The sequence below is a fragment of the Pantoea sp. Taur genome (assembly GCF_009830025.1).
Taxonomy (GTDB): domain Bacteria; phylum Pseudomonadota; class Gammaproteobacteria; order Enterobacterales; family Enterobacteriaceae; genus Pantoea; species Pantoea communis.
Genome location: NZ_SZZZ01000014.1, coordinates 71053 through 95755, shown reverse-complemented (window position 1 = coordinate 95755; position 24703 = coordinate 71053). Strand labels below are relative to the sequence as shown.

The window sequence follows — 24703 nt, the reverse complement described above, 5'->3', positions numbered from 1 at the left end:
CGGCCTCCGTTATTTCGCTAAAGGCGCGACAAAGCGCGTGGTGACAAAGCTGCTGTAATCGTTAGCGGCATCCGGCACTTTGCCCTGCTCTTTCAGGAAGTGCGCGGTATCAACAATGGCTTTGTTCACTGGCTTGCCCAGCTGTTCCACCTGCTGCTGTGCGGTCAGGTAGGTATTGCCTTGCACCAGAACCGGCACATCGCTTTCCGGTACGCCACTCAGGCGCGCCAGTTTGCTGAGATTGTCGGGCTGCTTGAGCCACTGTTCTGGATTCGCAATGTAGGCTTGCTGTGCCTCAATCGCACTGCGCGCGAAAGCGGTGACCACTTCAGGATGCTGCTGAGCGAAATCTTTGCGTACCACCCACACATCCAGCGTTGGCGATCCCCATTTGCCCACCTGAGAAGAGTCGGTTAACACCGTGCCATCCTTTTCCAGCTCGTTTACCGCCGGTGACCAGACGTACGCGCCGTCGATATCACCGCGTTTCCACGCTGCAATAATGGCTGGCGGTTGCAGATTCACTAACTGCACCTGCGATGACTTGATGCCCCAATGTTTGAGCGCTGACAGCAGGCTGTAATGGGTGGTGGAGATGAAGGGCACGGCGATGCGTTTGCCAATCAGATCCCTGGGACTGGTGATGGATTTTTTGACCACCAGCGCTTCGGAATTGCCAAGCTGTGATGCCAGTAAGAAAGCTTCGATGGGCAACTGCTGTGTTGCCGCCACTGCCAGCGGGCTGGACCCGATATTACCGATTTGCACATCACCGGAAGCCAATGCCCGCAGCACGCTGGCACCGCTATCAAACTTGCGCCAGTCGACCGTCGCGCCACTTTCTTTGGCGAAGGTGTTATCGGCCTGCGCCACTTTGGCCGGTTCCGCCGAGGTTTGATATGCCACGGTGACGTTGACCGCTTGTGCCTGGAATGCCATCAGGGCCAATGCTGCCGCCACTGCCGTTATCTTTTTTTTTACTGCCATCATCATTCACCCCAATGTTATGTCGTGATGGCAGTTTCTCCAGCGGCTGTAATTTCATAAAGGAATTAAAAATTATCCCTAATGAAAATCTGTTCTTAGATCAACATCGGGCAACGCTATGCGAAATGCGCAAATGCAAAGAAGGCGTAAAGACGGAAATATGTCACACGCTCACATAGCGACTGTGCTATTGATAGGCTTCTGATTTTTCACCTCTACTGGCGGTACTGAAATCCATGTCGATTGAGAAAGTTGCCCGTCTTGCTGGCGTGTCTAAAGCCACGGTTTCTCGGGTGTTGAACCAGCATCCCGGCGTGCGTACAGATACGCGAGAGAAAGTATTGGCGGCCATCAATCACTGTGACTATCAGCCCAACCTGCTGGCCCGCCAGCTGCGTACTGCCCAGAGCCATATGTTGCTGGTGTTAATTTCAGACATCACCAATCCTTTCTGTTCACGTGTGGTGCAAGGCATTGAAGCTGAAGCCGAAGCGCAGGGTTATCACATCCTGTTGTGCAATTCGGCCTCACAGTTGCCACGCGAAGCCGCTTATCTGGCGTTGTTAAGCGGTAAAGTGGTTGACGGTGTGATCACCATGGATGCCGCCGCCTGCTTGCAGCAGTTAAAAGGTTTGATTGGTGACGCACCCTGGGTGCAATGCGCCGAATACGATCCGGCCATTCCCGCCTCAAGTGTCACCATTGATAATAAAGAAGCGGCGTTTGAAACCGTGCGCTATCTGGCCAGCAAAGGTCGCAGACGTATCGCACTGGTGAATTGTGATATGCGCTATCTCTATTCCCATCAGCGTGAAAGTGGCTATCGCGAAGCGCTGGAGCAGCTGGAACTGAATTGGGGTGGCGTGGCTTACGCGGAAAACATTTCGTGTGAAGCGGGCAGTGCCGCACTGCGTGAACTGCTGGCACGACCGGAGCGACCAGACGCCGTGTTTGCAGTCTCAGATGTGCTGGCGGTTGGCGTGATTCACGCCGCGCTGGAGGCCGGATTGCGCATTCCGGAAGATCTCGCTGTCGTGGGGTTTGATGGTATTCCCTTCACCAGCAGCCTCAATCCACCGCTGACCACCATCGAACAACCGATGAATCGGCTGGGTGCACGCAGTGTTCAGCTGCTACTGAACCGCATCCGCCAGCCGCACAGTGACGTGGTGCGTGAGGTGTTACCCTGGAAGCGCGTTGAACGCGCCTCCAGCTAACTCAACGCCAGATCAGCAGTACACAGGCGGCAGTGAGCGCACCCATCGCCAGGTTGAAGATTTTCCACGCGCGCGGGCTGCGCAACAGACGGCCAATCAGCGAACCAAATCCCATCCAGATAACACCGGATACCACATTGACCAGCGCCATACCGATACTGATGGCGATCACCGAATGCAGATACGCATCGCCCGCCAGGCTAAAGCTGGCTACCGCGCCCAACGCCATCAGCCAGGCTTTTGGGTTGATCAACTGTAGCAGGCCACCCTGCCAGAACGGCATCTGCTTGACGTTGGCATCTTCAGTTTCCAGCTTCTCGTACTCCGCGGTGGCAATTTTCCACGCCAGCCACAGCAGGTAGAGGCTACCGGCAATCTTCAGCACCAGATGCAGAGAGGGATAAAGCAGGATCAAACCACCGATGCCAAATGCCACCATCAGCAACATGACTTGCATACCAATCATGATACCAATGAGCAGCGGGATGGTGCGCAGGAAGCCAAAATTAGCACCTGAGGCGGTAAGTAACATATTATTGGGCCCTGGCGTGATGGCAGCGACCCAAAGAAAACCCAACATTGATAAAAAAAGACTCAGTTCCATGTATATTCGGGTGCTCCTCACCCAGTAAAGCGGACAACCCATCGAAGCTATCAGCGAGTTATGCATCAGACAAGCCTTTACCCTAGCTATTTTGATCGCCTGAACGGCGAGCGATTTACACCGCTGCGCGGATTCAGTAACGCGCATCTGCAAACCCTGCTGCCGCGCATACTGCGTCGGCGCGTAACCCTGCGTCCGCACTGGCAGCGACTTGACCTGCCGGACGGTGATTTTGTCGATCTCGCGTGGAGCGAAGATCCAGCACAGGCGCGTCACAAGCCGCGCATGGTGATGTTCCATGGCCTGGAAGGCAGCTTCCGTAGCCCGTATGCTCATGGCCTGATGCAGGCGTGTCAGGCGCGTGGCTGGCTGGCGGTGGTGATGCACTTTCGTGGATGCAGCGGCGAGCCGAATCGTCTGGAGCGCATCTATCATTCCGGTGAAACCGAAGATGCGACCTTTTTCCTGCACTGGTTGCAACGCGAATGGGGCACGGTGCCGACTGCAGCAGTGGGCGTTTCACTCGGTGGCAATATGCTGGCCTATTTATTGGGCATGCAGGGAAATGATGTGCCTGTGGATGCCGCCGTCGCCATCTCGGCACCCTTTGCGCTCGAACCCTGCAGTGAAAAGCTCGATGCTGGCTTTTCTCGTTTCTATCAGCACTATTTACTGACCAAGCTGAAACAGAACGCTACGCGTAAACTGCTGGCCTGGCCCGGCACACTACCGGTGGAACTGAGCCAGCTGCGCGCATTTCGCCGCATTCGTGAGTTTGATGATGCGATTACCGCACGGGCGCACGGTTTTCTGGATGCCAACGACTATTATCAACGTGCCAGCGCTATGCCGCTGCTCACGGGCGTGCGCAAGCCGCTGCTGATCATCCATGCCAAAGACGATCCCTTTATGACCGATGCGGTCATCCCGCAGCCGGCGCAACTGTCGCCTTCCATTGAATATCAGCTGACACAACAAGGCGGGCACGTCGGCTTTGTTGGCGGTACGTTAATGAAGCCGAAAATGTGGCTGGAACAGCGTGTGCCTGACTGGCTTTCAACCTATCTGGATGTGTGATCGTGATTATTCCCTGGCAAGAACTTGAAGTCGCAACACTGGAAAACCTGATTGAAACTTTCGTGCTGCGCGAAGGCACCGACTATGGTGAGCAGGAGCGCAGCCTGGAACAGAAAGTCGCCGACGTGCGCCGCCAGCTGGAGCGCGGAGACGTTGTGCTGGTGTGGTCGGAACTGCATGAATCCGTCAACATTATGCCGAAAGGCGAGTTTCGCGGTTAATGCACCGCGCAGTAATTCGTGGTAACAATGCTCATCGCCCGACTTCACAGGGAGTTCTGTTATGTCAGCCAGGCATCCAATCATTGCCGTGACCGGTTCCAGCGGTGCCGGTACCACGACCACCAGCCTCGCCTTCCGTAAGATTTTCCAGCAGCTGAATCTGCATGCTGCGGAAGTGGAAGGTGACAGTTTTCACCGTTATACCCGTCCAGAAATGGATATGGCGATCCGTAAGGCACGCGATCTGGGCCGTCATATTAGCTACTTCGGTCCGGAAGCCAATGACTTCGGGCTGCTGGAACAGACGTTTAAGCATTATGGAAAAACCGGGCTGGGTGAGTCGCGCAAATATCTGCACACCTACGACGAAGCGGTGCCGTGGAATCAGGTGCCGGGCACCTTTACGCCCTGGCAGCCGCTGCCGGAAAACACTGACGTGCTGTTCTATGAAGGATTACACGGTGGCGTGGTAACACAGCAGCACAACGTCGCCGAGCATGTCGATTTGCTGGTCGGCGTGGTGCCGATTGTCAATCTGGAGTGGATTCAAAAGCTGGTGCGCGACACCAGCGAGCGCGGCCATTCCCGTGAAGCGGTGATGGATTCAGTGGTGCGTTCAATGGAGGATTATATCAACTTCATCACGCCGCAGTTCTCGCGCACCCACATCAACTTCCAGCGTGTACCTACGGTGGATACGTCCAACCCATTTGCCGCACGTGAAATTCCGTCACTCGATGAAAGCTTTGTGGTGATTCACTTCCGTGGACTGGAAGGCATTGCTTACCCTTACCTGCTGGCGATGATCCAGGGCTCGTTCATTTCGCATATGAACACGCTGGTGGTGCCGGGCGGCAAAATGGGGCTGGCAATGGAGTTAATTATGACGCCACTGGTGCAGCGGCTGATTGAAGGTAAACGGATTGAATAATCCAGAAATTCTGTAGCGGCGGCCGTTTGGCCGCCCACTTATGTTATCGCTCAATCACTTCGTAACTGTGCGTCATTTTCACACTATTGCCGAGCATGATCGCCACCGAGCAATACTTCTCCGCCGACAGATCGACGGCCCGCGCCACCGCTTTATCGCTTAGCGCTGTGCCGCTAACGATAAAATGCAGGTTGATTTGCGTAAAAATACGTGGCGCTTCTTCACGGCGCTCGGACGTAAGTTTCACCTCGCAGTCAGCCACATCATTTCGGCCTTTTTGCAGGATCGATACCACGTCAATCGCGCTACAGCCGCCTGCTGCCATCAAAACCATCTCCATCGGGCTTGGCGCTTTGTCACCCGAGTTACCGTCCATTAATACCTGATGGCCTGATGAGGATTCTCCGAGAAAGGTCAGCCCTTCCACCCATTTCACTCGTGCCTGCATTATTCTTTCTCCTGAAGTGGCGGTTTTGCCGCCAGAGTACGCTTTCACTTGATAAACAGCAATCCAGACTCTTCCGCCTGTTGCTGAAGCGAGACAACAGAAGACAGCTTGCAAAAGCTGTGCTACAAACAGTGCTGAAAATATTTTCGTCATCACAGACGAAGGCGGGAAGAATCAAAAGCGTAGCTTAAGAATCACCCGGAAATAATTTTCCTTTACTGGAAACGCTCGACGATTACACCGCCTGACAGGGAAAACTGCCCCCTGTGTTTTGGGCACGATTACAACAGAGGATAATAGCGAATGGTTCTCGGCAAACCGCAAACAGACCCTACACTCGAATGGTTCCTGTCCCATTGCCATATTCACAAATATCCGTCCAAAAGCACGCTCATCCATCAGGGTGAGAAAGCGGAAACGCTGTACTACATCGTGAAAGGTTCCGTTGCGGTTCTGATCAAAGATGAAGAAGGCAAAGAGATGATCCTCTCCTATCTCAATCAGGGAGACTTCATCGGCGAACTCGGCCTGTTTGAAGAAGGCCAGGAACGTAGTGCCTGGGTACGTGCTAAGACTGCCTGCGAAGTGGCTGAAATTTCCTACAAAAAATTCCGTCAGCTGATTCAGGTAAACCCGGATATTTTAATGCGACTTTCGTCGCAAATGGCGCGTCGTCTGCAAGTCACTTCCGAGAAAGTGGGCAACCTTGCCTTCCTCGATGTGACGGGCCGTATCGCGCAAACACTGCTTAATCTGGCGAAACAACCCGATGCGATGACGCACCCCGACGGGATGCAAATCAAAATCACCCGTCAGGAGATTGGTCAGATCGTGGGTTGCTCACGCGAAACCGTGGGTCGTATCCTGAAAATGCTGGAAGATCAGAACCTGATCTCCGCACACGGTAAAACCATCGTCGTCTACGGCACCCGCTAATTTCTTATCACCCACGGCGTGATGGCAACATCGCGCCGTTTTTGTTTGCGATGAGCTGATGTGGCGCCGAATCATCTATCATCCTGAGGTCAACTACGCACTGCGGCAAACGCTGGTGCTGTGCCTGCCTGTGGCACTAGGCTGGCTGTTTGGCGATCTGCAAAAAGGCCTGCTGTTCTCCTTAGTCCCTGCCTGCTGCAACATGGCGGGTCTCGATACACCGCATAAGCGCTTCTTTAAACGCCTGATTGTTGGCGGCTCCCTGTTTGCTACCGCCAGTTTCCTGATCCAATTTCTCACCAGTGACGCCATTCCGTTACCGCTGATCCTGTTCGTGCTGCCGCTGCTGATTGGCGTGACCGGCGAAATCAGCCCGCTGCACGGTCGCTTGTTGCCCGCCACACTGATTGCCGCCATCTTTAGCCTCAGCCTGGTAGGACGCATGCCCATGTGGGTGCCGCCGCTGCTGTATATCGGCGGCACGTTATGGTACGGCCTGTTTAACTGGTTCTGGTTTTGGCTGTGGAAAGAGCAGCCGATGCGCGAAACGCTCAGCCTGCTGTATCGCGAGCTGGCGGATTACTGCGATGCCAAGTACACCTTGCTGACGCAGCTCACCGATCCCGAGAAAGCGCTGCCGCCGCTGCTGGCGCGTCAGCAAAAAGCCGTTGATCTGATCACCACCTGCTATCAGCAAATGCACATGCTCTCTGCCAGCCGTGATAACAGCCACAAACGCCTGACGCGGGCTTTCCAGGTGGCGCTTGATTTGCAGGAGCACATCTCGGTGAGCCTGCACCAGCCGGAAGAAGTGCAAAAGCTGGTCGAGCAGAGTCACGCCGAAGCGGTGATCCGCTGGAATGCCAAAACCATCTCTGCGCGTCTGCGCCTGTTGGCCGATGCCATTCTCTATCATCAATTGCCCGATCGCTTCCACATGGAAAAGCAGCTCGGCGCGCTGGAAAAAATTGCGCGCCAGCATCCCGACAATCCGGTGGGCAACTTCTGCTATTACCATTTCAGCCGCATCGCGCGTGTGCTGCGCACGCAAAAGCCGTTATACACCCGAGACCTGATGGCCGATCGCCAGCGCCGTTTGCCGTTGTTCCCGGCGCTGCGCAGCTATCTTTCGCTCAAGTCCGCTGCATTGCGCACCGCGGCTCGTATTTCGGTGATGCTGATGTTCGGAAGTGCGCTGGCGCTGTTCTTTAATATTCCCAAGCCTTACTGGATTCTGATGACCATCATGTTTGTCAGCCAGAATGGCTACAGCGCCACACGAGTGCGTATCCAGCACCGTGCGCTGGGGACCTTTGCCGGATTGCTGATCGCCGCAGGATCGCTACGGCTCGAAGTGCCCGAATCGATCACCCTGCTGTTTATGCTGGCCATCACCCTCGCCAGCTATCTGGTCACGCGCAAGTATTACGGCTGGTCGATGATTGGCTTCACCGTGACGGCGGTGTATTCGCTCCAGCTGTTGTCACTGAATGGGGCGCAGTTCCTGCTGCCGCGCATGATGGATACCCTGATGGGTTGCCTGATCGCCTTTGCCGGTATGATCTGGCTGTGGCCACAGTGGCAGAGCGGATTACTGCGCAGCAACGCGCATGATGCGCTGGAGGCTTATCAGGAAGCCTTGCGGATGTTGCTGGGGCCGGAGCAATCTCCTGAAAAGCTGGCTTACCAGCGCATGAAGGTCAATCAGGCGCACAATGCACTGTTCAACTCACTGAATCAGGCATCGAGCGAACCGGGCTTCAACGCGCAGTACCTGAAAGATATGCGCATGTGGGTCACCCACAGCCAGTTCATTGTGGAGCATATTAACGCGATGACGATCCTGGCGCGTGAGCACACCATGCTGACGCCGAAACTGGCGGAACGCTATCTGCAATCCTGTGAAATTGCGCTGCAGCGCTGTCAGCAGCGACTGGCGTATGACGGGCCAGGCAATGACAGCAATATTCTGGAAGCGCCGGAGAATATGAATGAAGGGCCGGTAACGATTGTCGAGCAGCATGTGAAGCGCATCCTGCAACACCTGAATGTGATGCACACCATCTCTTCACTGGCCTGGAGCCAGCGACCGCATCACGGCCGCTGGCTGAAAGTTTTACGTCCGAAAGGATGATTACGCCGCCAGCACTTTCTCTATCGCTTTGGCGAAACGCGCCATGCCTTCTTCGATATCGGTCGGTTCGATCACCAGCGACGGCACGAAACGAATCACATCGGTGCCGGCGGTCAGGATCATCAATCCTTCTGCGGCTGACGCGCTGAGAATGTCACGCGCCTTGCTGGCGTGCTGTGGTTTCAGCGCTGCGCCAATCAGCAAACCTTTGCCGCGAATCTCACTGAAAAGATCATATTTGCTGTCAATCGCCTGCAGTGCCTCAACGAACTGCTGACGACGGGCTTCCACGCCACCCAGCACTTCTGGGGTGTTGATGATGTCCAGAGCCGTTTCAGCGATCGCACAGGCCAGCGGGTTGCCGCCATAAGTGGTGCCGTGCACGCCCGGCGCCATCACTGAGGCGATTTCATTGGTGGTCAGCATCGCACTCACCGGGAATCCGCCGCCCAACGCTTTGGCAGTGGTGATGATGTCTGGCTTGATGCCGTAATGTTCGTAGCTGAACAGCTTACCGCTACGACCCATGCCGCTCTGCACTTCATCCAGCACCAGCAGCGCTTTATGCTCATCACACAGTGCACGCAGGCCTTGCATGAACTCTTGAGTTGCCGCCACCACGCCGCCTTCGCCCTGAATCGGTTCAACGACAATCGCGCAGGTGTGATCATCAATCACCGCTTTTACCGCATCCAAATCGTTAAACGGTACATGGACGATATCCGCTGGTTTTGGACCAAAGCCGTCGGAGTATTTAGGCTGCCCGCCAACGGAAACGGTAAACAAGGTACGACCGTGGAACGCGTTGTGGAAGGCAATGATTTTGCTTTTGAACGGGCTGTGTTTTTTGCAGGCGTAATAGCGTGCCAGCTTGAAGGCAGCTTCGTTAGCTTCCGCGCCGGAGTTGCCAAAGAAAACGCGATCGGCAAAGGTCGCGGCAATCAGTTTGCTCGCCAGACGCAGCGCCGGTTCGTTGGTAAACACGTTGCTGGTGTGCCACAGGGTTTCGCCCTGCGTTTTCAGCGTTTCCACCAGCGCCGGATGGCAATGGCCTAAAGCAGTCACCGCGATGCCGCCGGAGAAGTCGATATACTCTTTGCCCTGCTGATCCCAGACTCGGCTGCCTTTACCTTTCACCGGCACAAACTGCGCTGGTGCATAAACAGGCAAAATCACGTTATCGAACGTTTCCCGGGTTACCGTTAGTTTTTCCGCTGCCATTGCCGACCTCATTGGGTTATTTATTGAGCTGAAGTGAAATTATAATCACAAAATATGCATAAAAAATCACACGAAGGCAAACATAAGTTACGCGTTGAGGAAATTAGCCAATAGCTGATGGCCCTGCTCGCTGAGGATGCTCTCAGGATGGAACTGCACCCCTTCTAAGGGCAGCGTACGGTGGCGGAAGCCCATGATCTCATCGGGCTCGCCATCACGCAGGCTCCAGGCCGTGACTTCGAATTCTGCGGGCAGCGTATCGCGCGCCACAATCAGTGAATGATAGCGCGTGACGGTGAGCGGATTATTAAGGTTGCGAAATACGCCTTGATGGGTGTGCTGGATAACAGAGGTTTTGCCGTGCATCACCTGAAGAGCCCGCACCACCTGCGCGCCATAGGCTTGCGCAATTGCCTGATGCCCGAGGCAAACACCGAGAATCGGTAAGCGACCGGCAAAATGGCGGATGGCATCCAGAGACACACCGGACTGATCCGGCGTGCAGGGACCGGGTGAAATCACCAGATGCGTCAGCGGCAACGCATCCATCTCCGCCAGCGTGATGGCATCGTTACGCACCACGCGCACTTCTGCGCCCAGCTCACAGAAGTACTGGTAAAGATTCCAGGTGAAGGAGTCGTAGTTATCAATTAACAGCAGCATAGTGCCCTCAGGCCAGTCAAACCGCCGCTATTCTACGCATTTTACCGTGCGGGACTCACCACTTTCGCAAACTGTGTCGTCAGCGGTGCCAGATCGCCCGACACACCAGCAAACAGCGCGGTACGCCACGTTTCTCGTTCCAGCTTATCCCACGTCAACAGGTAACCGGCGTGCAGCGCCAGCTGTTCAAAGAAAATGCGCTGCGTGCGGCCATTGCCCGCGCGGAACGGGTGCAATACGAAGATCTCACAGTAATAATGCGCCAGCCGCGCGACAAACTCATCCTGCGTCAGGTTTGTCAGCTGTTGCTCATCTTCCAGCGCGCTCATCAGCGCATTGCCCTCTTTCTCGATGTATTCGCAATGGCAATAGGGTGTCTCATCACGCCAGATATCGATGCTGCGTAACTCACCTGCCCAACTGTAGAGATCCTGAAACAGCGTGCGATGAATATGGCATAACCAGGGCATACCGGTGCTGCGCGGGCCGAGTTCCAGTGTCGCCAGGCGTGCAGCGCTAAACGCCAGCTCCGCTTTACGCAACTGCGCTTCATCATGAATATCGAGACGATTTTTCAACACCGTGTCGTTGTGCCAGACATAAGGGTCGCGCACGGCCAGACTGTTATCCGCCATATTGCCTCCTTAGTGACTCAAGTCGCTCTTCATGCTGCTCAGCGCTGATATCGCTGAGTACGTAGCCGGCAAGACGGCAACTGGCCTGATAACTGGCCATGCGGCGCTGTTGCCACAGGGTGGCTTTCTGTTTTTCGGTGAGTTGGCTGGTCATTGCGCCTCCGACAAGCAATTTGCCCTAAGTATAAGAGCTAATTTTAGCTTTGCCGGAGAGCAGCAGAACGCGCCGACGAGTGCCGGCGCGTTAATTCATTAAGGCAGGACTTTCGCAGACAGGATAACAATCGGTTTTGACGGCACATTTTGGTACGGGCCGACATCTTTGGTTGGCACCTGAGCAATCTTATCGATCACATCCTGGCCTTTCACAACTTTACCAAATACCGCATAACCGAAGTCACGTTGACCGTGATCGAGGAAGGCGTTATCCGCGACGTTGAGGAAGAACTGGCTGGTCGCACTATCTTTATCTGCAGTACGCGCCATAGAGATGGTGCCACGCAGGTTACGCAAACCGTTGTCGGCTTCGTTCTTGATCGGTGCCACGGTCTGCTTCTGCTGCATATCCGTGGTGAAACCGCCGCCCTGGATCATAAAACCCGGGATCACACGGTGGAAGATAGTGTTGTTGTAGAAACCGTTGTTGACGTAGTCGACAAAGTTTTTCACCGAAACCGGGGCTTTCTGGTTGTTCAGTTCGAGTTCGATATTGCCCGCAGAGGTGGTGAGCAGCACATGGGTATCCCCTTTGGCTGCCAGAGCGGTAGCGGATACAGAAGAGAGCGCTAACAGGGCGACTGCCGCTGTCAAAGTACGTTTAAACATGAAAGATTCCTTACCATGGAGTGCAAGCTCAAAAACGAGATCGATTGTAAAGAGCAAGTTATACAAGAGCCAGCGTTTTACCGATATTTACGCTGATGTTGCGATTGTCATACTTTTTGAGGTGCGCAATCATTTGCGTGACGAAAATCACACTATTAATGAAATATTTCGCGCTCGTTACACTCGTTGTTTATTAAGATCACAGTTGCATTTACAATTCATGACACTTTTTGCCAATCCCGGCGCATCACAGGTTCAGAACATGACAAACCGTAATCGCATTGGCCTTACCTGGATCAGCTTTTTCTCCTACGCGCTCACCGGCGCGCTGGTGATCGTTACCGGTATGGTACTGGATAATATTGCCCAATACTTCCAGTTGCCCATCTCAGAAATGAGCAACACTTTCACCTTCCTGAATGCCGGTATCCTGGTCGCGGTATTCCTTAACGCCTGGCTGATGGTGATTGTGCCGTTGAAACGCCAGCTGATTTTTGGCTTTGTGCTGATGATCCTCGCGGTGGCAGGCCTGATGACCAGCCATAACCTGACCGTCTTCTCGCTGTGCATGTTTGTGCTCGGTGTGGTCAGCGGTATCACCATGTCGATCGGTACCTTCCTGATTACCCATCTGTACGATGGTCGCCAGCGTGGCTCGCGCCTGCTGTTCACCGACTCCTTCTTCAGCATGGCCGGTACCATTTTCCCGATCATCGCTGGCGTACTGCTGGCGCGCATGCTGCCGTGGTACTGGGTATACGCCTGCATCGGGGTGATTTACATCGCGATCTTTGTCCTGACGATGATGGTGGAATTCCCGGAACTGAAAAGCGAAGCAGCCGTGCAAGGCGGCGAGAAAGAGAAATGGGGCATCGGCGTGTTGTTCCTGTCGATCGCGGCGCTGTGCTACATCCTCGGTCAATTGGGCTTTATCTCCTGGGTGCCAGAGTACGCCACCAAATCGATGGGCATGGATATTGCGGCGGCTGGTCAGCTCGTCGGTAACTTCTGGACCGCGTACATGGTCGGCATGTGGGTGTTCAGCTTCCTGCTGCGCTTCTTCGATCTGCAGCGCATCCTGATGGTATTGGCGGCTCTGGCGACCGGGTTAATGTACTGGTTTGTCACCACCAACGACGCCAGCATGCTGCACTGGATCATCATGATTCTCGGCTTCAGCTCCAGCGCTATCTACACCACCATCATTACGCTGGGCTCGCTGCAAACCAAAGTCTCTTCGCCGAAGCTGGTGAACTTTATCCTCACCTGCGGCACCGTCGGCACCATGCTGACCTTTGTGGTTACCGGCCCAATTGTGGCGAAAGGCGGCGCACATGCAGCACTCTCTACCGCTAATGGCTTGTATGCCGTGGTGTTTGTGATGTGCGTGCTGCTGGGCTTTGTGACCAAACATCGCCAGCACGGCCATATTACGCACTAATCGGTGACGTGCAGGGGTGAACGTTCACCTCTGTTGCCTGGTGCAGTAGCAAGAGAGTGCGCAGTGTTGCGCACTCTTTTTATGCAGCGACTATCGTAGGAATGTCACCGCTTCCGCCTCACCCAAATAGATTTCACTGCTCGCGGGCTGCGTTGCCGCCACCACGCTTCCCTGCCGTATCGAATAGCGCACAGGCACTTGTCTGCGCACCGCATCAAAGCCACTTTCAGCCGGCAGAATAATCAGACTGGCATGGTCACCTACCGCCAGACCGTAATCCTTCAATTGCATCGTCTTCGCGCTGTTAGTGGTGATCAGGCTCAGGCCATTGTCGATCTGTTCGTAGCCCATCAACTGACAGACATGTAATCCCATATGCAGCACCTGCAGCATGCTGGCGGTGCCGAGCGGATACCAGGGATCAAACACATCATCATGGCCAAAGCAGACGTTAATATCGGCTTCCAGCAACTCCTTCACCCGTGTGATACCACGGCGTTTGGGATAGCTGTCAAAACGCCCCTGCAGGTGAATGTTCACCAGTGGGTTAGCGACAAAATTAATCTTTGAAAGCTTCAGCAAGCGGAATAAGCGCGAGGTGTAGGCGTTGTTGTAGGAGTGCATCGCCGTGGTGTGGCTGGCGGTAACACGTTCGCCATTGCCATCACGATGTGCCAGTGCCGCCACGGTTTCGACAAAGCGCGATTGCTCATCATCGATCTCATCACAGTGCACATCCACCATGCGGTCATAACGGTTGGCGAGCGCGAAGGTTTTGTGCAGCGATTCCACGCCGTACTCACGCGTAAATTCGAAATGTGGGATGGCACCGACCACATCAGCACCGAGGCGCAGCGCCTCTTCCAGCAGGGCTTCGCCGTTGGGATAGGAGAGAATCCCCTCCTGCGGAAACGCCACGATTTGGATATCGATCCATGGCGCCATTTCCGCTTTCACTTCCAGCATGGCTTTCAGCGCAGTGAGTGTGGGATCAGAAACATCGACGTGGGTGCGCACATGCTGAATGCCGTTGGCAATTTGCCACTTCAGCGTCTGCTGTGCACGCTGTTTGACATCTTCGTGACTGAGCAGCGCTTTGCGTTCGGCCCAGCGTTCAATACCTTCAAACAGCGTGCCGGATTGGTTCCAGGCGGGCTGCCCGGCGGTTTGCGTGGTGTCGAGATGGATGTGCGGTTCGATAAATGGGGCACTTGCCAGCCCTCCTTCGGCATCCAGCGCATCATCCTGCTGCGTGATTTGCGGTGGCTGGGGGCGTAATGCCGTTATTTTGCCGCCGTTGATTTCCATCTGCCACAGACCCTGCTGGCCGGCCAGACGCAGGTTGTTGATCCACTTTAGTGTGCGATTCGCCATGCCTTCCTCCCGTTTTAAGCCACAGGTTAAGCTAGCATGAAAATCTTTCCGTCTGTGCCATAGGTTTTTAGTCTGCCAAAATGACCATGCAAAAAAGCCCTCAGCTCAGTTTGTAGCAGCGACACTGATGGCAACCGATGCTGCACAATATCCAATCAAATAAGCCACTTATCATTTTCTTTCAAAATCAATTACATACCTCTAAATAGGTATATGGCCGTGCGCTTGATGTGCATCAATAAGCGGCTGATATTGCGCGCTATCGTAAGCGCAGATACCGCAATTTTTGAGGCAAGCATGAGCAAGCACAGTGTCGTGATTATTGGCAACGGCATGGTCGGCCACCGCTTTATAGAAGAACTGATCGATAAAGCCGAGCCCGGCCAATTCGCCATTACCGTCTTTTGTGAAGAACCGCGCGTCGCCTATGACCGTGTCCACCTTTCCGCCTACTTCTCCCATCACACCGCTGAAGAGCTGTCACTGGTTCGCCCCGGCTATTACGAAAAACATCAGGTCAACCTGCTGATCGGTGAACGGGCGATTACCATCAACCGCGATGAAAAACTGATTCACTCCAATACCGGTCGCGCGGTGCATTACGACACGCTGATTTTTGCCACCGGCTCTTATCCGTGGATACCGCCGATAAGAGGCGCCGAAGGCAGTGACTGCTTTGTCTATCGCACCATCGAAGATCTCAACGCCATAGAAGCCTGTGCCCGCCGCAGCCAACGCGGTGCCGTGATTGGCGGCGGTCTGCTAGGTCTCGAAGCGGCAGGCGCACTGAAAAACCTCGGCATCGAAACCCATGTCATTGAGTTCGCGCCCGGATTAATGGCGGAACAGCTGGATGCGCAAGGTGGCGAGCAACTGCGTCGTAAGATCGAACAAATGGGTGTGCGCGTGCACACCGGCAAAAATACCCAGCAAATTGTGCACCACGCTAAAGGCGGTAAGACGCTGGAATTCGCCGATGGCAGCGCGTTGGATGTCGATTTCATCGTGTTCTCCACTGGCATTCGTCCGCAAGACAAGCTGGCAAAACAGTGTGGGCTGGAAATCGGCCAGCGTGGCGGCATCGCCATCAACGACCGCTGCCAGACGCGCGATCCGGCAATTTATGCCGTCGGCGAATGCGCAGCCTGGCAGAACCGGCTGTTCGGCTTAGTCGCGCCGGGCTACAAAATGGCACAGGTCGCCAGCGATGCGTTGCTGGGACGCGACAGTGCCTTTTCCGGTGCCGATATGAGCGCCAAACTTAAGTTGCTGGGCGTGGATGTCGGTGGTATCGGCGATGCGCATGGCCGCACGCCGGGCGCGCGCAGCTATATGTGGCTCGACGAACAGAAACACATTTACAAACGCCTGATCGTCAGTGAAGACAATCGCACGCTGCTCGGCGCGGTATTGGTCGGTGACACCAGTGATTACGGCAATCTGCTGCAGCTGGCACTCAACAACATCGCACTGCCCGACAATCCCGAAGGTTTGATTCTGCCCGCAGGCAGCGGCGAGAAACCGGTATTGGGAGTCGATTCCCTGCCGGATAGCGCGCAAATCTGCTCCTGCTTCGATGTCAGCAAAGGCGATATCGTCAACGCGGTGCAAGGCGGTTGCCATACCGTGGCGATGCTGAAAAGCGAAACCCGTGCCGGCACCGGCTGCGGCGGCTGCATTCCGCTGATCACTCAGGTGCTCAACGCGGAACTGAGCCGTCAGGGTATCGAAGTCAACAATCACCTGTGCGAGCACTTCCCCTATTCACGCCAGGAGCTGTATCACCTGATTCGTGTCGAAGAGATCACCTCCTTCGATGCGCTGCTGGCGAAATACGGCCAGGGTTATGGCTGTGAAGTGTGTAAACCCACCGTCGGTTCGCTGCTGGCCTCGTGCTGGAACGATTATGTGCTCAAACCACAACTCGCGCCGCTACAAGACAGCAACGATCTGTTCCTCGGCAATATTCAGAAAGATGGCACCTACTCGGTGATCCCACGCTCGCCCGGCGGTGAAATCACGCCAGAAGGGTTGATGGCGATCGGTGCGGTGGCGCGCCAGTACAACCTTTACACCAAGATCACTGGCTCGCAGCGTATCGGCCTGTTCGGTGCTCAGCGCGACGATCTGCCCGCCATCTGGTCGCAGCTGATTGATGCCGGATTTGAGACCGGACAGGCGTATGCCAAAGCGTTGCGCATGGCAAAAACCTGCGTGGGCAGCACCTGGTGTCGCTATGGCGTCGGCGATAGCCTCGGTTTCGGTATCGAGCTCGAGAACCGCTACAAAGGCATTCGTACACCGCACAAAATGAAGTTTGGCGTCTCGGGCTGCACGCGCGAATGTGCGGAGGCGCAGGGCAAAGATGTCGGCATTATCGCGACGGAAAAAGGCTGGAATCTGTATGTGTGCGGCAATGGTGGCATGAAGCCACGCCACGCCGATTTGCTGGCCGCGGACCTGGATCGCGATACCCTGCTGACTTATCTCGACCGCTTTATGATGTTCTATATTCGCACCGGTGACCGCCTGCAACGTACCTCGTTGTGGCTGGAAAGCATGGAAGGCGGTATCAACTATCTGCGCAGCGTGATTATCGATGACAAACTCAGCCTGAATACGCAACTGGAAGCTGAACTGGCGCGACTGCGGGCTGAAGTCGAGTGTGAATGGGCTGCGACGGTGAACGATCCCCGGCAGCACATCCACTTCAGCACCTTCATCAACAGCGATCAGCGCGATCCGCTGGTGCAGCACGTCGCTCAGCGCGATCAGCACCGTCCGGCAAGCCCTGCCGAGCGTATTGCCATCACCCAGATTGAGGAGATAGACGCATGAGCCAGTGGCATTCCGTATGTGAACTCGAACAAATCCTGCCGGCCACCGGCGTCTGTGCGCTGGTGAAAGGTCAACAGATTGCCATCTTCCGTCCGCACGATGATGAGCAACTCTATGCACTGAGTAACATCGATCCCTTCTCCGCCGCCAGCGTGCTGTCACGGGGTTTGATTGCCGAACATCAGCACACACTGTGGGTCGCCAGCCCACTGAAAAAACAGCGCTTCCGTTTGAGCGACGGCGTCTGCCTGGAAGATGCCACCCGTTCCGTGGCGAGCTATTCGGTGCGCGTCACGGCGGGCCAGGTCGAAGTGTGTGCCTGACAGAATTCCTTCACTTTATGAGACGTCACTATGTTTACTGACACCCTGAACACCTGCGCCAACAACGCAGCACGCATTGTGCGTACGGCGCAACACAGCCCACTGGCCTTCTGGATCAGCTCGGCGATGGCAGGCGCTTACGTCGGCCTCGCTATCATCCTGATTTTCACTCTCGGCAATCTGGCCGATCCAGCCTGGCGGCCGCTAATAATGGGCGCGACCTTTGGTATCGCCCTGACGCTAGTGATCATTGCGGGGTCGGAGCTGTTTACCGGCCATACCATGTTCCTCACCGTCGGCGTTAAAGCCGGGACCATCAGACAGGGCCAGATGTGGTGCGTACTGCCGCAAACCTGGCTGGGTAACCTGATTGGCTCGGTGTTTGTCGCCCTGCTCTACTACTACGCAGCCGGTGCAATGCTGCCCAATTCAGGCGCACTGATTCACAGCGCGGCGCTGGCGAAAACCACGCAGCCCGCCATGGCGCTGTTCTTTAAGGGTGCGCTGTGTAACTGGCTGGTGTGCCTGGCGATCTGGATGGCGGTGCGCACCGAAGGCACGGCAAAATTCATTGCCATCTGGTGGTGCCTGCTGGCCTTTATCGCCTCCGGCTATGAACACTCTGTCGCGAATATGACGGTCTTTGCACTGTCGTGGTTTGGTCAGCATAATGCCGACCTGACCTTGAGCGGCATCGGTCATAACCTGCTGTGGGTGACGCTGGGTAACATGTTCTCTGGCATGGTATTGATGGGCCTTGGATACTGGTACGCCACGCCACAGGCTCAGCGGCCGCAAGTGGCGCCACAAGCCACTGCGCTCAAATCGGTTTAACGTTTCTAAGCCCGCACATTGCGGGCTTTTTTGAGGATGAGCGATGGACTATTTTCCGCTGTTTTGCCGTCTGCGAGGCAAGCGTTGTTTATTGGTCGGCGGCGGCGATGTCGCCGAGCGCAAAGCGCGCCTGCTGCTGGATGCCGGTGCCGATCTGCACGTTGGCGCAGTGCAATTCTCTCCTGCGTTTCAGCAGTGGGCTGAACAGGGAAAGTTGCACCTATTGCCCGGCACATTTGAAGAGCAGTGGCTGGAGGGCTGCTGGCTGGTCATTGCCGCCACCGACGATGACGCTGTGAATCAGCAAGTGGGCGATGCTGCCGAACTGCGCCGCATCTTCTGCAATCTGGTGGATGCGCCGCAGGAAGCCAGCGCTATCATGCCGTCGATTGTCGATCGCTCCCCGCTGATGATTGCGGTGTCATCCGGTGGCCGCGCTCCGGTGCTGGCGCGCCTGATGCGGGAGAAGCTGGAAGCGATGCTGCCGCAGCATCTGGGCCAACTGGCTTCACTCGCTGGCACACTGCGCAGCCGGGTGAAGAAAACCTTCGCCAGCATGGGACAGCGCCGGGCATTTTGGGAGCGCTTCTTTGCCAGCGATCGTCTGGCGCAAACGCTGGCGAATGGTGACAAGCCACGCGCCGATCATATCGTTGATACGCTGTTCGATGCGCCGCTCTCCCAACAAGGTGAAGTGGTGCTGGTGGGCGCGGGTCCAGGCGATGCCGGATTATTAACGCTGAAAGGTTTGCAGTGTATCCAGCAGGCCGATGTGGTGGTGTATGACCGTCTGGTGTCCGAACCCATTCTCAACCTGGTGCGCCGCGATGCTGAACGCATCTTCGTCGGTAAACAGGCCGGACATCACTGCGTGCCGCAGTCGCAAATCAACCAGTTACTGTTAGAGCAGGCTCAGAGCGGCAAGCGCGTGGTACGGCTGAAAGGCGGCGATCCCTTTATTTTCGGTCGCGGTGGTGAGGAATTAGAAGTACTGGCACAGCACAACATTCCGTTTAGCGTGGTGCCAGGTATTACCGCCGCCTCCGGTTGTGCCGCCTACAGCGGCATTCCGCTGACGCATCGCGACCATGCGCAGAGCGTGCGCTTTGTCACCGGTCATCTGCAACAACAGGGCGAAATTGAGTGGAGTAAGCTGGCGGCAGAGCAGCAAACGCTGGTGTTCTATATGGGGCTGAATCAGGCACCCGAGATCCAGCGCCAGCTGTTGCAGCATGGCATGGATGCGGCGATGCCGGTCGCCATCGTGCAGAACGGCACCACGCCAGAACAACAGGTGGAAACCGCGACGTTAGCCGAACTCAGCACGCTGGCGCAGCAGTTTGCCAGCCCGGCGCTGATTATCGTCGGGCGCGTGGTCAGCCTGCGCCGCCAGTTGCGCTGGTTTTAAACATAAAAAAACGGCGAGTCGTCACAACTCGCCGTTCATAGGTCAGGCAGCTAGCTGATTAAGGCTGAGCCACAAAACCCACCGCTTCATAAACTTTCTTCAGCGTTTCCTGCGCCTGCGCACGGGCCTTGGTTGCGCCATCACGCATCACCTGATTCAGGAAAGCTTCGTCATTACGGAAACGATGATAGCGCTCCTGCAGCTCAGTCAGCATGCCGGAAACCGCTTCCGCCACTTCGCCTTTCAGGTGGCCATACATCTTGCCTTCGAATTCCTGCTCCAGCTGCGGAATCGACTTACCGGTGACACCAGAAAGAATATCCAGCAGGTTAGAGACACCGGCTTTTTCTTTCACGTCGTAACGCACCACTGGCGGCTCGGCGGAATCGGTGACCGCGCGCTTGATCTTCTTCACCACCGCTTTGGTGTCTTCCAGCAGGCCAATCACGTTGTTACGGTTGTCATCCGACTTCGACATCTTCTTGGTCGGTTCCAGCAGCGACATCACGCGTGCGCCTGATTTCGGAATAAACGGCTCAGGGATTTTGAACACATCGCCATACAGCGCATTGAAACGACCGGCGATATCGCGGCTCAGTTCCAGATGCTGCTTCTGATCTTCGCCCACCGGTACCTGGTTGGTCTGATACAGCAGAATATCGGCCGCCATCAGAACCGGGTAATCGAACAAACCCGCGGTGATGTTTTCAGAATAACGCGCGGACTTATCCTTAAACTGCGTCATACGGCTCAGCTCGCCAAAGTAGGCATAGCAGTTCAGTACCCAGCTCAGCTGCGCGTGCTCAGGCACATGTGACTGTACAAAAATGGTGCTTTTTGCTGGATCAATACCGCAGGCAAGGTACAGCGCCAGGGTATCCAGCGTGGCTTTGCGTAGCGCAGCCGGATCCTGACGAACGGTGATGGCGTGCAGATCGACGATGCAGTAAATGCAGTGGAAATCATCCTGCATCTGCACCCACTGACGCAGCGCACCCATATAGTTGCCAATGGTCAGTTCACCGGAAGGCTGGGCGCCGCTGAAAACGATGGGTTTGCTCATGTTATATCCTGATAATTACAGCCCGAGAGCGGGCAAAAGTTCGCTAAAAGTATCGAGAGTGAGATCGGGTTGGCTGGCGGCAATCGGCTCGCCATAGTTGTAGCCAAATGTCATACCGACATTAGGTACACCCGCAGCCTGAGCTGCGTGAATATCATTACGAGAATCACCAACAAACAGTAATTCTTTTTGCAGTACGCCAAAGTGACCCAAAACAAGGAAGATCGCTGCCGGATGGGGCTTTTTCACTACCACATCATCACCGCCAATAATCAGCGTGAAGAAATCGGCAATGCCCAGCGATTGCAGCAAAGGCGCGACAAACGGCGTCGGCTTGTTGGTGACGATGGCCATCGGCAAGCCTTTGGCGTGCAGCGCCGCCAGCGTCTCTTTCACCTGCGGAAACAGCGTGCTGCCCGCTTCCACCGTTTCGGCGTAGTACTTATCGAACAACGAGCGCGCGTCGCGCTGCTCCTCGGCGTGCGGTTCACGGCCTAGTGCCCAGGTCAGCGCACGTGTCATCATCACATCTGCGCCATTGCCAATCCAGGTGGAGGCCAGCGCAACGCCGGGCGGCGGCAACTGCAAGTCGCCTAAAGCATGATCAATGGCCTGTGACAGACCCGGTGCGCTATCGACCAGCGTGCCATCGAGATCAAACGCCAGCGCGCGGATATCAGTGAAATGAGCCATTAACTTTCTCCAGTTCGCCGCGCATTTCGTCGATCACTTTTTTGTAATCGGGGTGACCAAAGATCGCTGAACCGGCCACAAACATATCCGCACCTGCCGCCGCGATCTGACCGATGTTATCGATCTTCACACCACCGTCCACTTCCAGACGGATATCGTAACCGCTTTGATCAATGAGACGACGCGCCTGACGCAATTTGTCCAGCGTGCCGGGAATGAAGGATTGACCGCCGAAGCCAGGGTTCACTGACATCAGCAGAATGATGTCGAGTTTATCCATCACGTAGTCGAGGTAATCGAGCGGCGTCGCCGGATTGAACACCAGTCCCGCTTTACAACCGTGCTCTTTGATCAGTTGCAGTGTGCGGTCAACGTGCTCACTGGCTTCAGGATGGAAGGTAATGTAAGTCGCGCCCGCTTTAGCGAACTCTGGAATCAGTGCATCCACCGGCTTCACCATCAGATGCACATCAATCGGTGCCGTAATGCCATAGTCGCGCAGCGCTTTCAGCACCATTGGCCCCATGGTCAGATTAGGCACATAGTGGTTATCCATCACGTCGAAATGCACCACATCCCCGCCTGCTGCCAGCGCTTTGGCGGTATCTTCGCCCAGGCGAGCAAAGTCAGCAGCAAGAATTGAAGGGGCCAGCAAAAATTGTTTCATCCGATTCTCCCAATTTTGTGCGCCAGCCAGAGCTGGCGTAATGCGTTGGTCGCGGACGAAACAGGCTAGCGGAAAAGCGCCAGCAGTTCGTCAACCTGAGTGCGACCACTTATGCTTCGGCTGATGGAACGCCGGGCTTTGACTACGTGTAAAACCGCATTCTGATACCACTCACGCGTAAGCAGCGTGTCGTGGTTGGAAATCAGCACCGGTATGCTGTTTTCATGTGCCAGCTTATTTGCCAGCTCGGCCAGATGCTGCTGCTCGCGCAGGCTAAAGCTATTGGTGTGGTACGCGGTAAAGTTCGCCGTCGCCGACAAGGGCGCATACGGCGGATCGCAATAAACCACTGAGCCAGCAGGGGCGTTGTTCAGAGTAACATCGTACGATTCACAGACAAAGGTCGCTTTTTGCGCCCGTTCGGCAAACCACAACAGCTCCGCTTCCGGGAAGTAAGGTTTGCGATAACGACCAAAAGGCACATTGAACTCACCGCGCAGATTGTAACGGCACAAACCGTTATAGCCATGCCGATTGAGATAGAGAAACAGTAATGCACGCTGATATTCATCTTTGCTGGCGTTAAAGGCCAGACGTTGCGCGTAATAGGTCTCTGCGATATTACCTTCAGGCGTGAACAGCTGCCGCGCGTCTTCAATAAACTCAACCGTGCGGTTTTTAACGATGTTATAGAGATTGATCAGGTCACCGTTGATGTCCGCCAGGTGATAGCGATCATAATCGGTGTTGAGGAACACGGAACCGGCACCCACAAAAGGTTCGACTAAACAGTCACCTTGTGGCAAATGACGACGGATATCGTCAAGCAGCGGGTATTTCCCTCCGGCCCATTTAAGGAAAGCGCGATTTTTCTTCATGCTGTCGTGGTTATTACATCTTAATTATGGGCTGTGGTGGAACCGACAGCAGCTTTGCGCTTTAAACGGGGCCGCATGATCGCAGCCCCACATCAATTACTGACTTTCTTTCTTCACCTGACTCAACGGTTTTACCCACGGATTTGCCGCACGAACTTCAGCAGGCAGTGATGCCACTGCGCGCTTGGCATCGGCTGGCGTAGCGTAAGCACCGCTGACCAACACATACCAGGGCTGACCGTTACGCGTGGTTTTATACACGTGATAACCGCTCAGATTTTGTTTCTTCGCCCAGGCATTCAGGCTCTCTTCTTTCGACGCACCGCTCAACTGCAGCGTGTAGCTGCCACCGGTTGGCAGTGACTTACTGGCACCGCTGCTGGCAATCACAGGTGCATTGTGAGCGGCGGTGGTATGTGTTTTATTCTCTTTTGCTCCGGCGACTGGTTTCGACGTGGCCGGCGCTTTATGCGCGGTGTTGCTGTGCGTTTCACGTGAACCGTTGCTATTAGCACGCGCAGGTGTTTCAGAGCGCATCGCCGGAGGCGTTATCGCTTTACCGTTACCGCTCACCGTAGCAGGCGCAGTGGGCAGTGAACTGTTGCCTTGCGCACCCTGTGCGGCGTTATCAACCTGACCTTGCTGGTTGCTCAACGCACTGTTGAGATCGCCCGGCAGCGTCACACGTTGCTGATTGGCTGGCGTATCGACAGGCGCAGCCTGTGTCGGTGTTGAAGACACCGCTGGCATAGAAATCGAGTTGGAATCGCTGCTTGCTGGCGAGGATGATGCAGCTGACGTCTGTGGTGCGTTTCCTTCCGCTGAAGGCGTGGCGTTTTGCTGGCCGCTCATGGACGTCGAGCCGGAAAGGTCGATGTTCTTTTCACCGCCGGTTGCCGTTGGCGCCGCATTGCCATTATTAGCAGTGGTCGCTGGTTTCTTTTCATCTGGACCGGTCAATGCCGAACCGATGCCCAGTACTACCAACAGCAGAACCAGGATGCCGATCCCCATCATCATATGCTGACGAGAAACAGGTACCTTCACTTTCGGCGCAGAAGACGTTTTGCGTGGCCGCGTAGGACGGCGGTCACTGGCATCAGGTTTTAACTCGTCTTCCGGTTTGAACTCATCCATCTAGCCTCCTCCGTAAAACAGCACGCTTCCCACGCACCGCATCACCACTCACTGCTTTATCCGTGAAACTTCAAGCTGAAACGACGTTAGCTGCATCCTATCATCCAGACATCTCACTGATGTCAGCGCCTGGAACGCATGCGATGGC

The 24703-nt window shown here is 55.3% G+C and carries 25 protein-coding genes; 11 read left to right on the top strand and 14 right to left on the bottom strand.

Annotated features, from left to right (window positions below; translation table 11 throughout):
- Window positions 1-9: 9 nt before the first annotated feature.
- Window positions 10-990 (bottom strand): taurine ABC transporter substrate-binding protein, encoded by a 981-nt coding sequence (gene tauA / locus FD744_RS18105; protein WP_160868911.1) that lies wholly within the window; start codon window positions 988-990, stop codon window positions 10-12.
- A 233-nt stretch (window positions 991-1223) separates the two neighbouring features.
- Between tauA and FD744_RS18100 the strand changes: the two genes are divergently transcribed.
- Window positions 1224-2204 carry a LacI family DNA-binding transcriptional regulator gene (locus tag FD744_RS18100; protein WP_097119697.1) on the top strand — a complete coding sequence of 327 codons (981 nt, stop codon included), beginning with the start codon at window positions 1224-1226 and terminating at the stop codon, window positions 2202-2204.
- 1 nt (window position 2205) lies between these two features.
- On the opposite strand, the gene FD744_RS18095 is transcribed toward FD744_RS18100, so the two are convergent.
- On the bottom strand, window positions 2206-2808 hold the full coding sequence (locus FD744_RS18095; RefSeq protein WP_034819569.1) for a LysE family translocator: 603 nt from the start codon (window positions 2806-2808) through the stop codon (window positions 2206-2208).
- 60 nt (window positions 2809-2868) lie between these two features.
- Here FD744_RS18095 and FD744_RS18090 point away from each other — a divergent pair, with 60 nt between their 5' ends.
- The 3 genes from FD744_RS18090 (at window position 2869) to FD744_RS18080 (ending at window position 5037) form a co-directional block, all read left to right on the top strand.
- Window positions 2869-3885, top strand: a complete 1017-nt coding sequence (locus FD744_RS18090) for a hydrolase (RefSeq protein ID WP_034819571.1) — start codon at window positions 2869-2871, stop codon at window positions 3883-3885.
- Between the two features lie 2 nt (window positions 3886-3887).
- Window positions 3888-4106: a YheU family protein gene (locus FD744_RS18085; protein ID WP_034820041.1), complete on the top strand. Its 219-nt coding sequence runs from the start codon at window positions 3888-3890 to the stop codon at window positions 4104-4106.
- 61 nt (window positions 4107-4167) lie between these two features.
- Window positions 4168-5037 (top strand): phosphoribulokinase, encoded by an 870-nt coding sequence (locus tag FD744_RS18080; protein WP_034819573.1) that lies wholly within the window; start codon window positions 4168-4170, stop codon window positions 5035-5037.
- 43 nt (window positions 5038-5080) lie between these two features.
- Here the strand turns inward: FD744_RS18080 and FD744_RS18075 are convergent, their stop codons facing one another.
- Window positions 5081-5485 (bottom strand): OsmC family protein, encoded by a 405-nt coding sequence (locus FD744_RS18075; protein WP_034819576.1) that lies wholly within the window; start codon window positions 5483-5485, stop codon window positions 5081-5083.
- Window positions 5486-5788: 303 nt separating this feature from the next.
- On the opposite strand from FD744_RS18075, the gene crp reads away from it, so the two are divergent.
- Window positions 5789-6421: a cAMP-activated global transcriptional regulator CRP gene (crp, locus tag FD744_RS18070; RefSeq protein ID WP_000242758.1), complete on the top strand. Its 633-nt coding sequence runs from the start codon at window positions 5789-5791 to the stop codon at window positions 6419-6421.
- A gap of 58 nt (window positions 6422-6479) precedes the next feature.
- Window positions 6480-8555 (top strand): YccS/YhfK family putative transporter, encoded by a 2076-nt coding sequence (locus FD744_RS18065; protein ID WP_034819579.1) that lies wholly within the window; start codon window positions 6480-6482, stop codon window positions 8553-8555.
- Here FD744_RS18065 and FD744_RS18060 read toward each other — a convergent pair whose 3' ends face one another.
- From FD744_RS18060 to ppiA, 5 genes are all read right to left on the bottom strand, one after another.
- Complete coding sequence (locus FD744_RS18060) at window positions 8556-9776, bottom strand: aspartate aminotransferase family protein (protein ID WP_160868910.1); 1221 nt, start codon at window positions 9774-9776, stop codon at window positions 8556-8558.
- Window positions 9777-9863: 87 nt separating this feature from the next.
- Window positions 9864-10439, bottom strand: coding sequence for an aminodeoxychorismate synthase component II (locus FD744_RS18055; protein WP_160868909.1), 576 nt, complete (start codon window positions 10437-10439; stop codon window positions 9864-9866).
- A 41-nt stretch (window positions 10440-10480) separates the two neighbouring features.
- Complete coding sequence (locus FD744_RS18050) at window positions 10481-11074, bottom strand: putative adenosine monophosphate-protein transferase Fic (protein WP_058960598.1); 594 nt, start codon at window positions 11072-11074, stop codon at window positions 10481-10483.
- On the bottom strand, window positions 11064-11228 hold the full coding sequence (locus FD744_RS18045; RefSeq protein WP_072016960.1) for a YhfG family protein: 165 nt from the start codon (window positions 11226-11228) through the stop codon (window positions 11064-11066). The genes FD744_RS18050 and FD744_RS18045 overlap by 11 nt, the downstream gene beginning before the upstream one ends.
- Window positions 11229-11326: 98 nt before the next feature.
- A complete protein-coding gene (ppiA, locus tag FD744_RS18040) occupies window positions 11327-11899 on the bottom strand; it encodes a peptidylprolyl isomerase A (protein ID WP_034819591.1) in 573 nt (190 codons plus the stop codon).
- Between the two features lie 262 nt (window positions 11900-12161).
- On the opposite strand from ppiA, the gene tsgA reads away from it, so the two are divergent.
- Window positions 12162-13340 carry an MFS transporter TsgA gene (gene tsgA, locus FD744_RS18035; RefSeq protein WP_160868908.1) on the top strand — a complete coding sequence of 393 codons (1179 nt, stop codon included), beginning with the start codon at window positions 12162-12164 and terminating at the stop codon, window positions 13338-13340.
- 90 nt (window positions 13341-13430) lie between these two features.
- Here the strand turns inward: tsgA and FD744_RS18030 are convergent, their stop codons facing one another.
- Window positions 13431-14714: a cytosine deaminase gene (locus FD744_RS18030; RefSeq protein ID WP_160868907.1), complete on the bottom strand. Its 1284-nt coding sequence runs from the start codon at window positions 14712-14714 to the stop codon at window positions 13431-13433.
- 297 nt (window positions 14715-15011) lie between these two features.
- Here FD744_RS18030 and nirB point away from each other — a divergent pair, with 297 nt between their 5' ends.
- Genes nirB through cysG form a run of 4 tightly spaced genes read left to right on the top strand, consistent with a single transcriptional unit; the run spans window position 15012 to window position 20117 of the window.
- On the top strand, window positions 15012-17552 hold the full coding sequence (gene nirB / locus FD744_RS18025; RefSeq protein ID WP_160868906.1) for a nitrite reductase large subunit NirB: 2541 nt from the start codon (window positions 15012-15014) through the stop codon (window positions 17550-17552).
- Complete coding sequence (gene nirD, locus FD744_RS18020) at window positions 17549-17875, top strand: nitrite reductase small subunit NirD (RefSeq protein ID WP_160868905.1); 327 nt, start codon at window positions 17549-17551, stop codon at window positions 17873-17875. Before nirB ends, nirD begins: the two co-directional genes overlap by 4 nt.
- 30 nt (window positions 17876-17905) lie before the next feature.
- On the top strand, window positions 17906-18709 hold the full coding sequence (gene nirC / locus FD744_RS18015) for a nitrite transporter NirC (RefSeq protein WP_160868904.1): 804 nt from the start codon (window positions 17906-17908) through the stop codon (window positions 18707-18709).
- A 43-nt stretch (window positions 18710-18752) separates the two neighbouring features.
- On the top strand, window positions 18753-20117 hold the full coding sequence (gene cysG, locus FD744_RS18010; RefSeq protein WP_160868903.1) for a siroheme synthase CysG: 1365 nt from the start codon (window positions 18753-18755) through the stop codon (window positions 20115-20117).
- A gap of 58 nt (window positions 20118-20175) precedes the next feature.
- Here the strand turns inward: cysG and trpS are convergent, their stop codons facing one another.
- From trpS to FD744_RS17985, 5 genes are all read right to left on the bottom strand, one after another.
- Window positions 20176-21180, bottom strand: a complete 1005-nt coding sequence (gene trpS / locus FD744_RS18005) for a tryptophan--tRNA ligase (protein WP_034819607.1) — start codon at window positions 21178-21180, stop codon at window positions 20176-20178.
- A 15-nt stretch (window positions 21181-21195) separates the two neighbouring features.
- Window positions 21196-21873, bottom strand: a complete 678-nt coding sequence (locus FD744_RS18000; protein WP_034819610.1) for a phosphoglycolate phosphatase — start codon at window positions 21871-21873, stop codon at window positions 21196-21198.
- Window positions 21857-22540: a ribulose-phosphate 3-epimerase gene (gene rpe / locus FD744_RS17995; RefSeq protein WP_034819612.1), complete on the bottom strand. Its 684-nt coding sequence runs from the start codon at window positions 22538-22540 to the stop codon at window positions 21857-21859. Before rpe ends, FD744_RS18000 begins: the two co-directional genes overlap by 17 nt.
- 65 nt (window positions 22541-22605) lie before the next feature.
- Window positions 22606-23418, bottom strand: coding sequence for an adenine-specific DNA-methyltransferase (dam, locus tag FD744_RS17990; protein ID WP_034819614.1), 813 nt, complete (start codon window positions 23416-23418; stop codon window positions 22606-22608).
- A gap of 96 nt (window positions 23419-23514) precedes the next feature.
- Entirely contained in the window at window positions 23515-24555 is a 1041-nt protein-coding gene (locus FD744_RS17985) for an SPOR domain-containing protein (protein ID WP_160868902.1), read from the bottom strand.
- Between the last annotated feature and the right edge of the window lie 148 nt (window positions 24556-24703).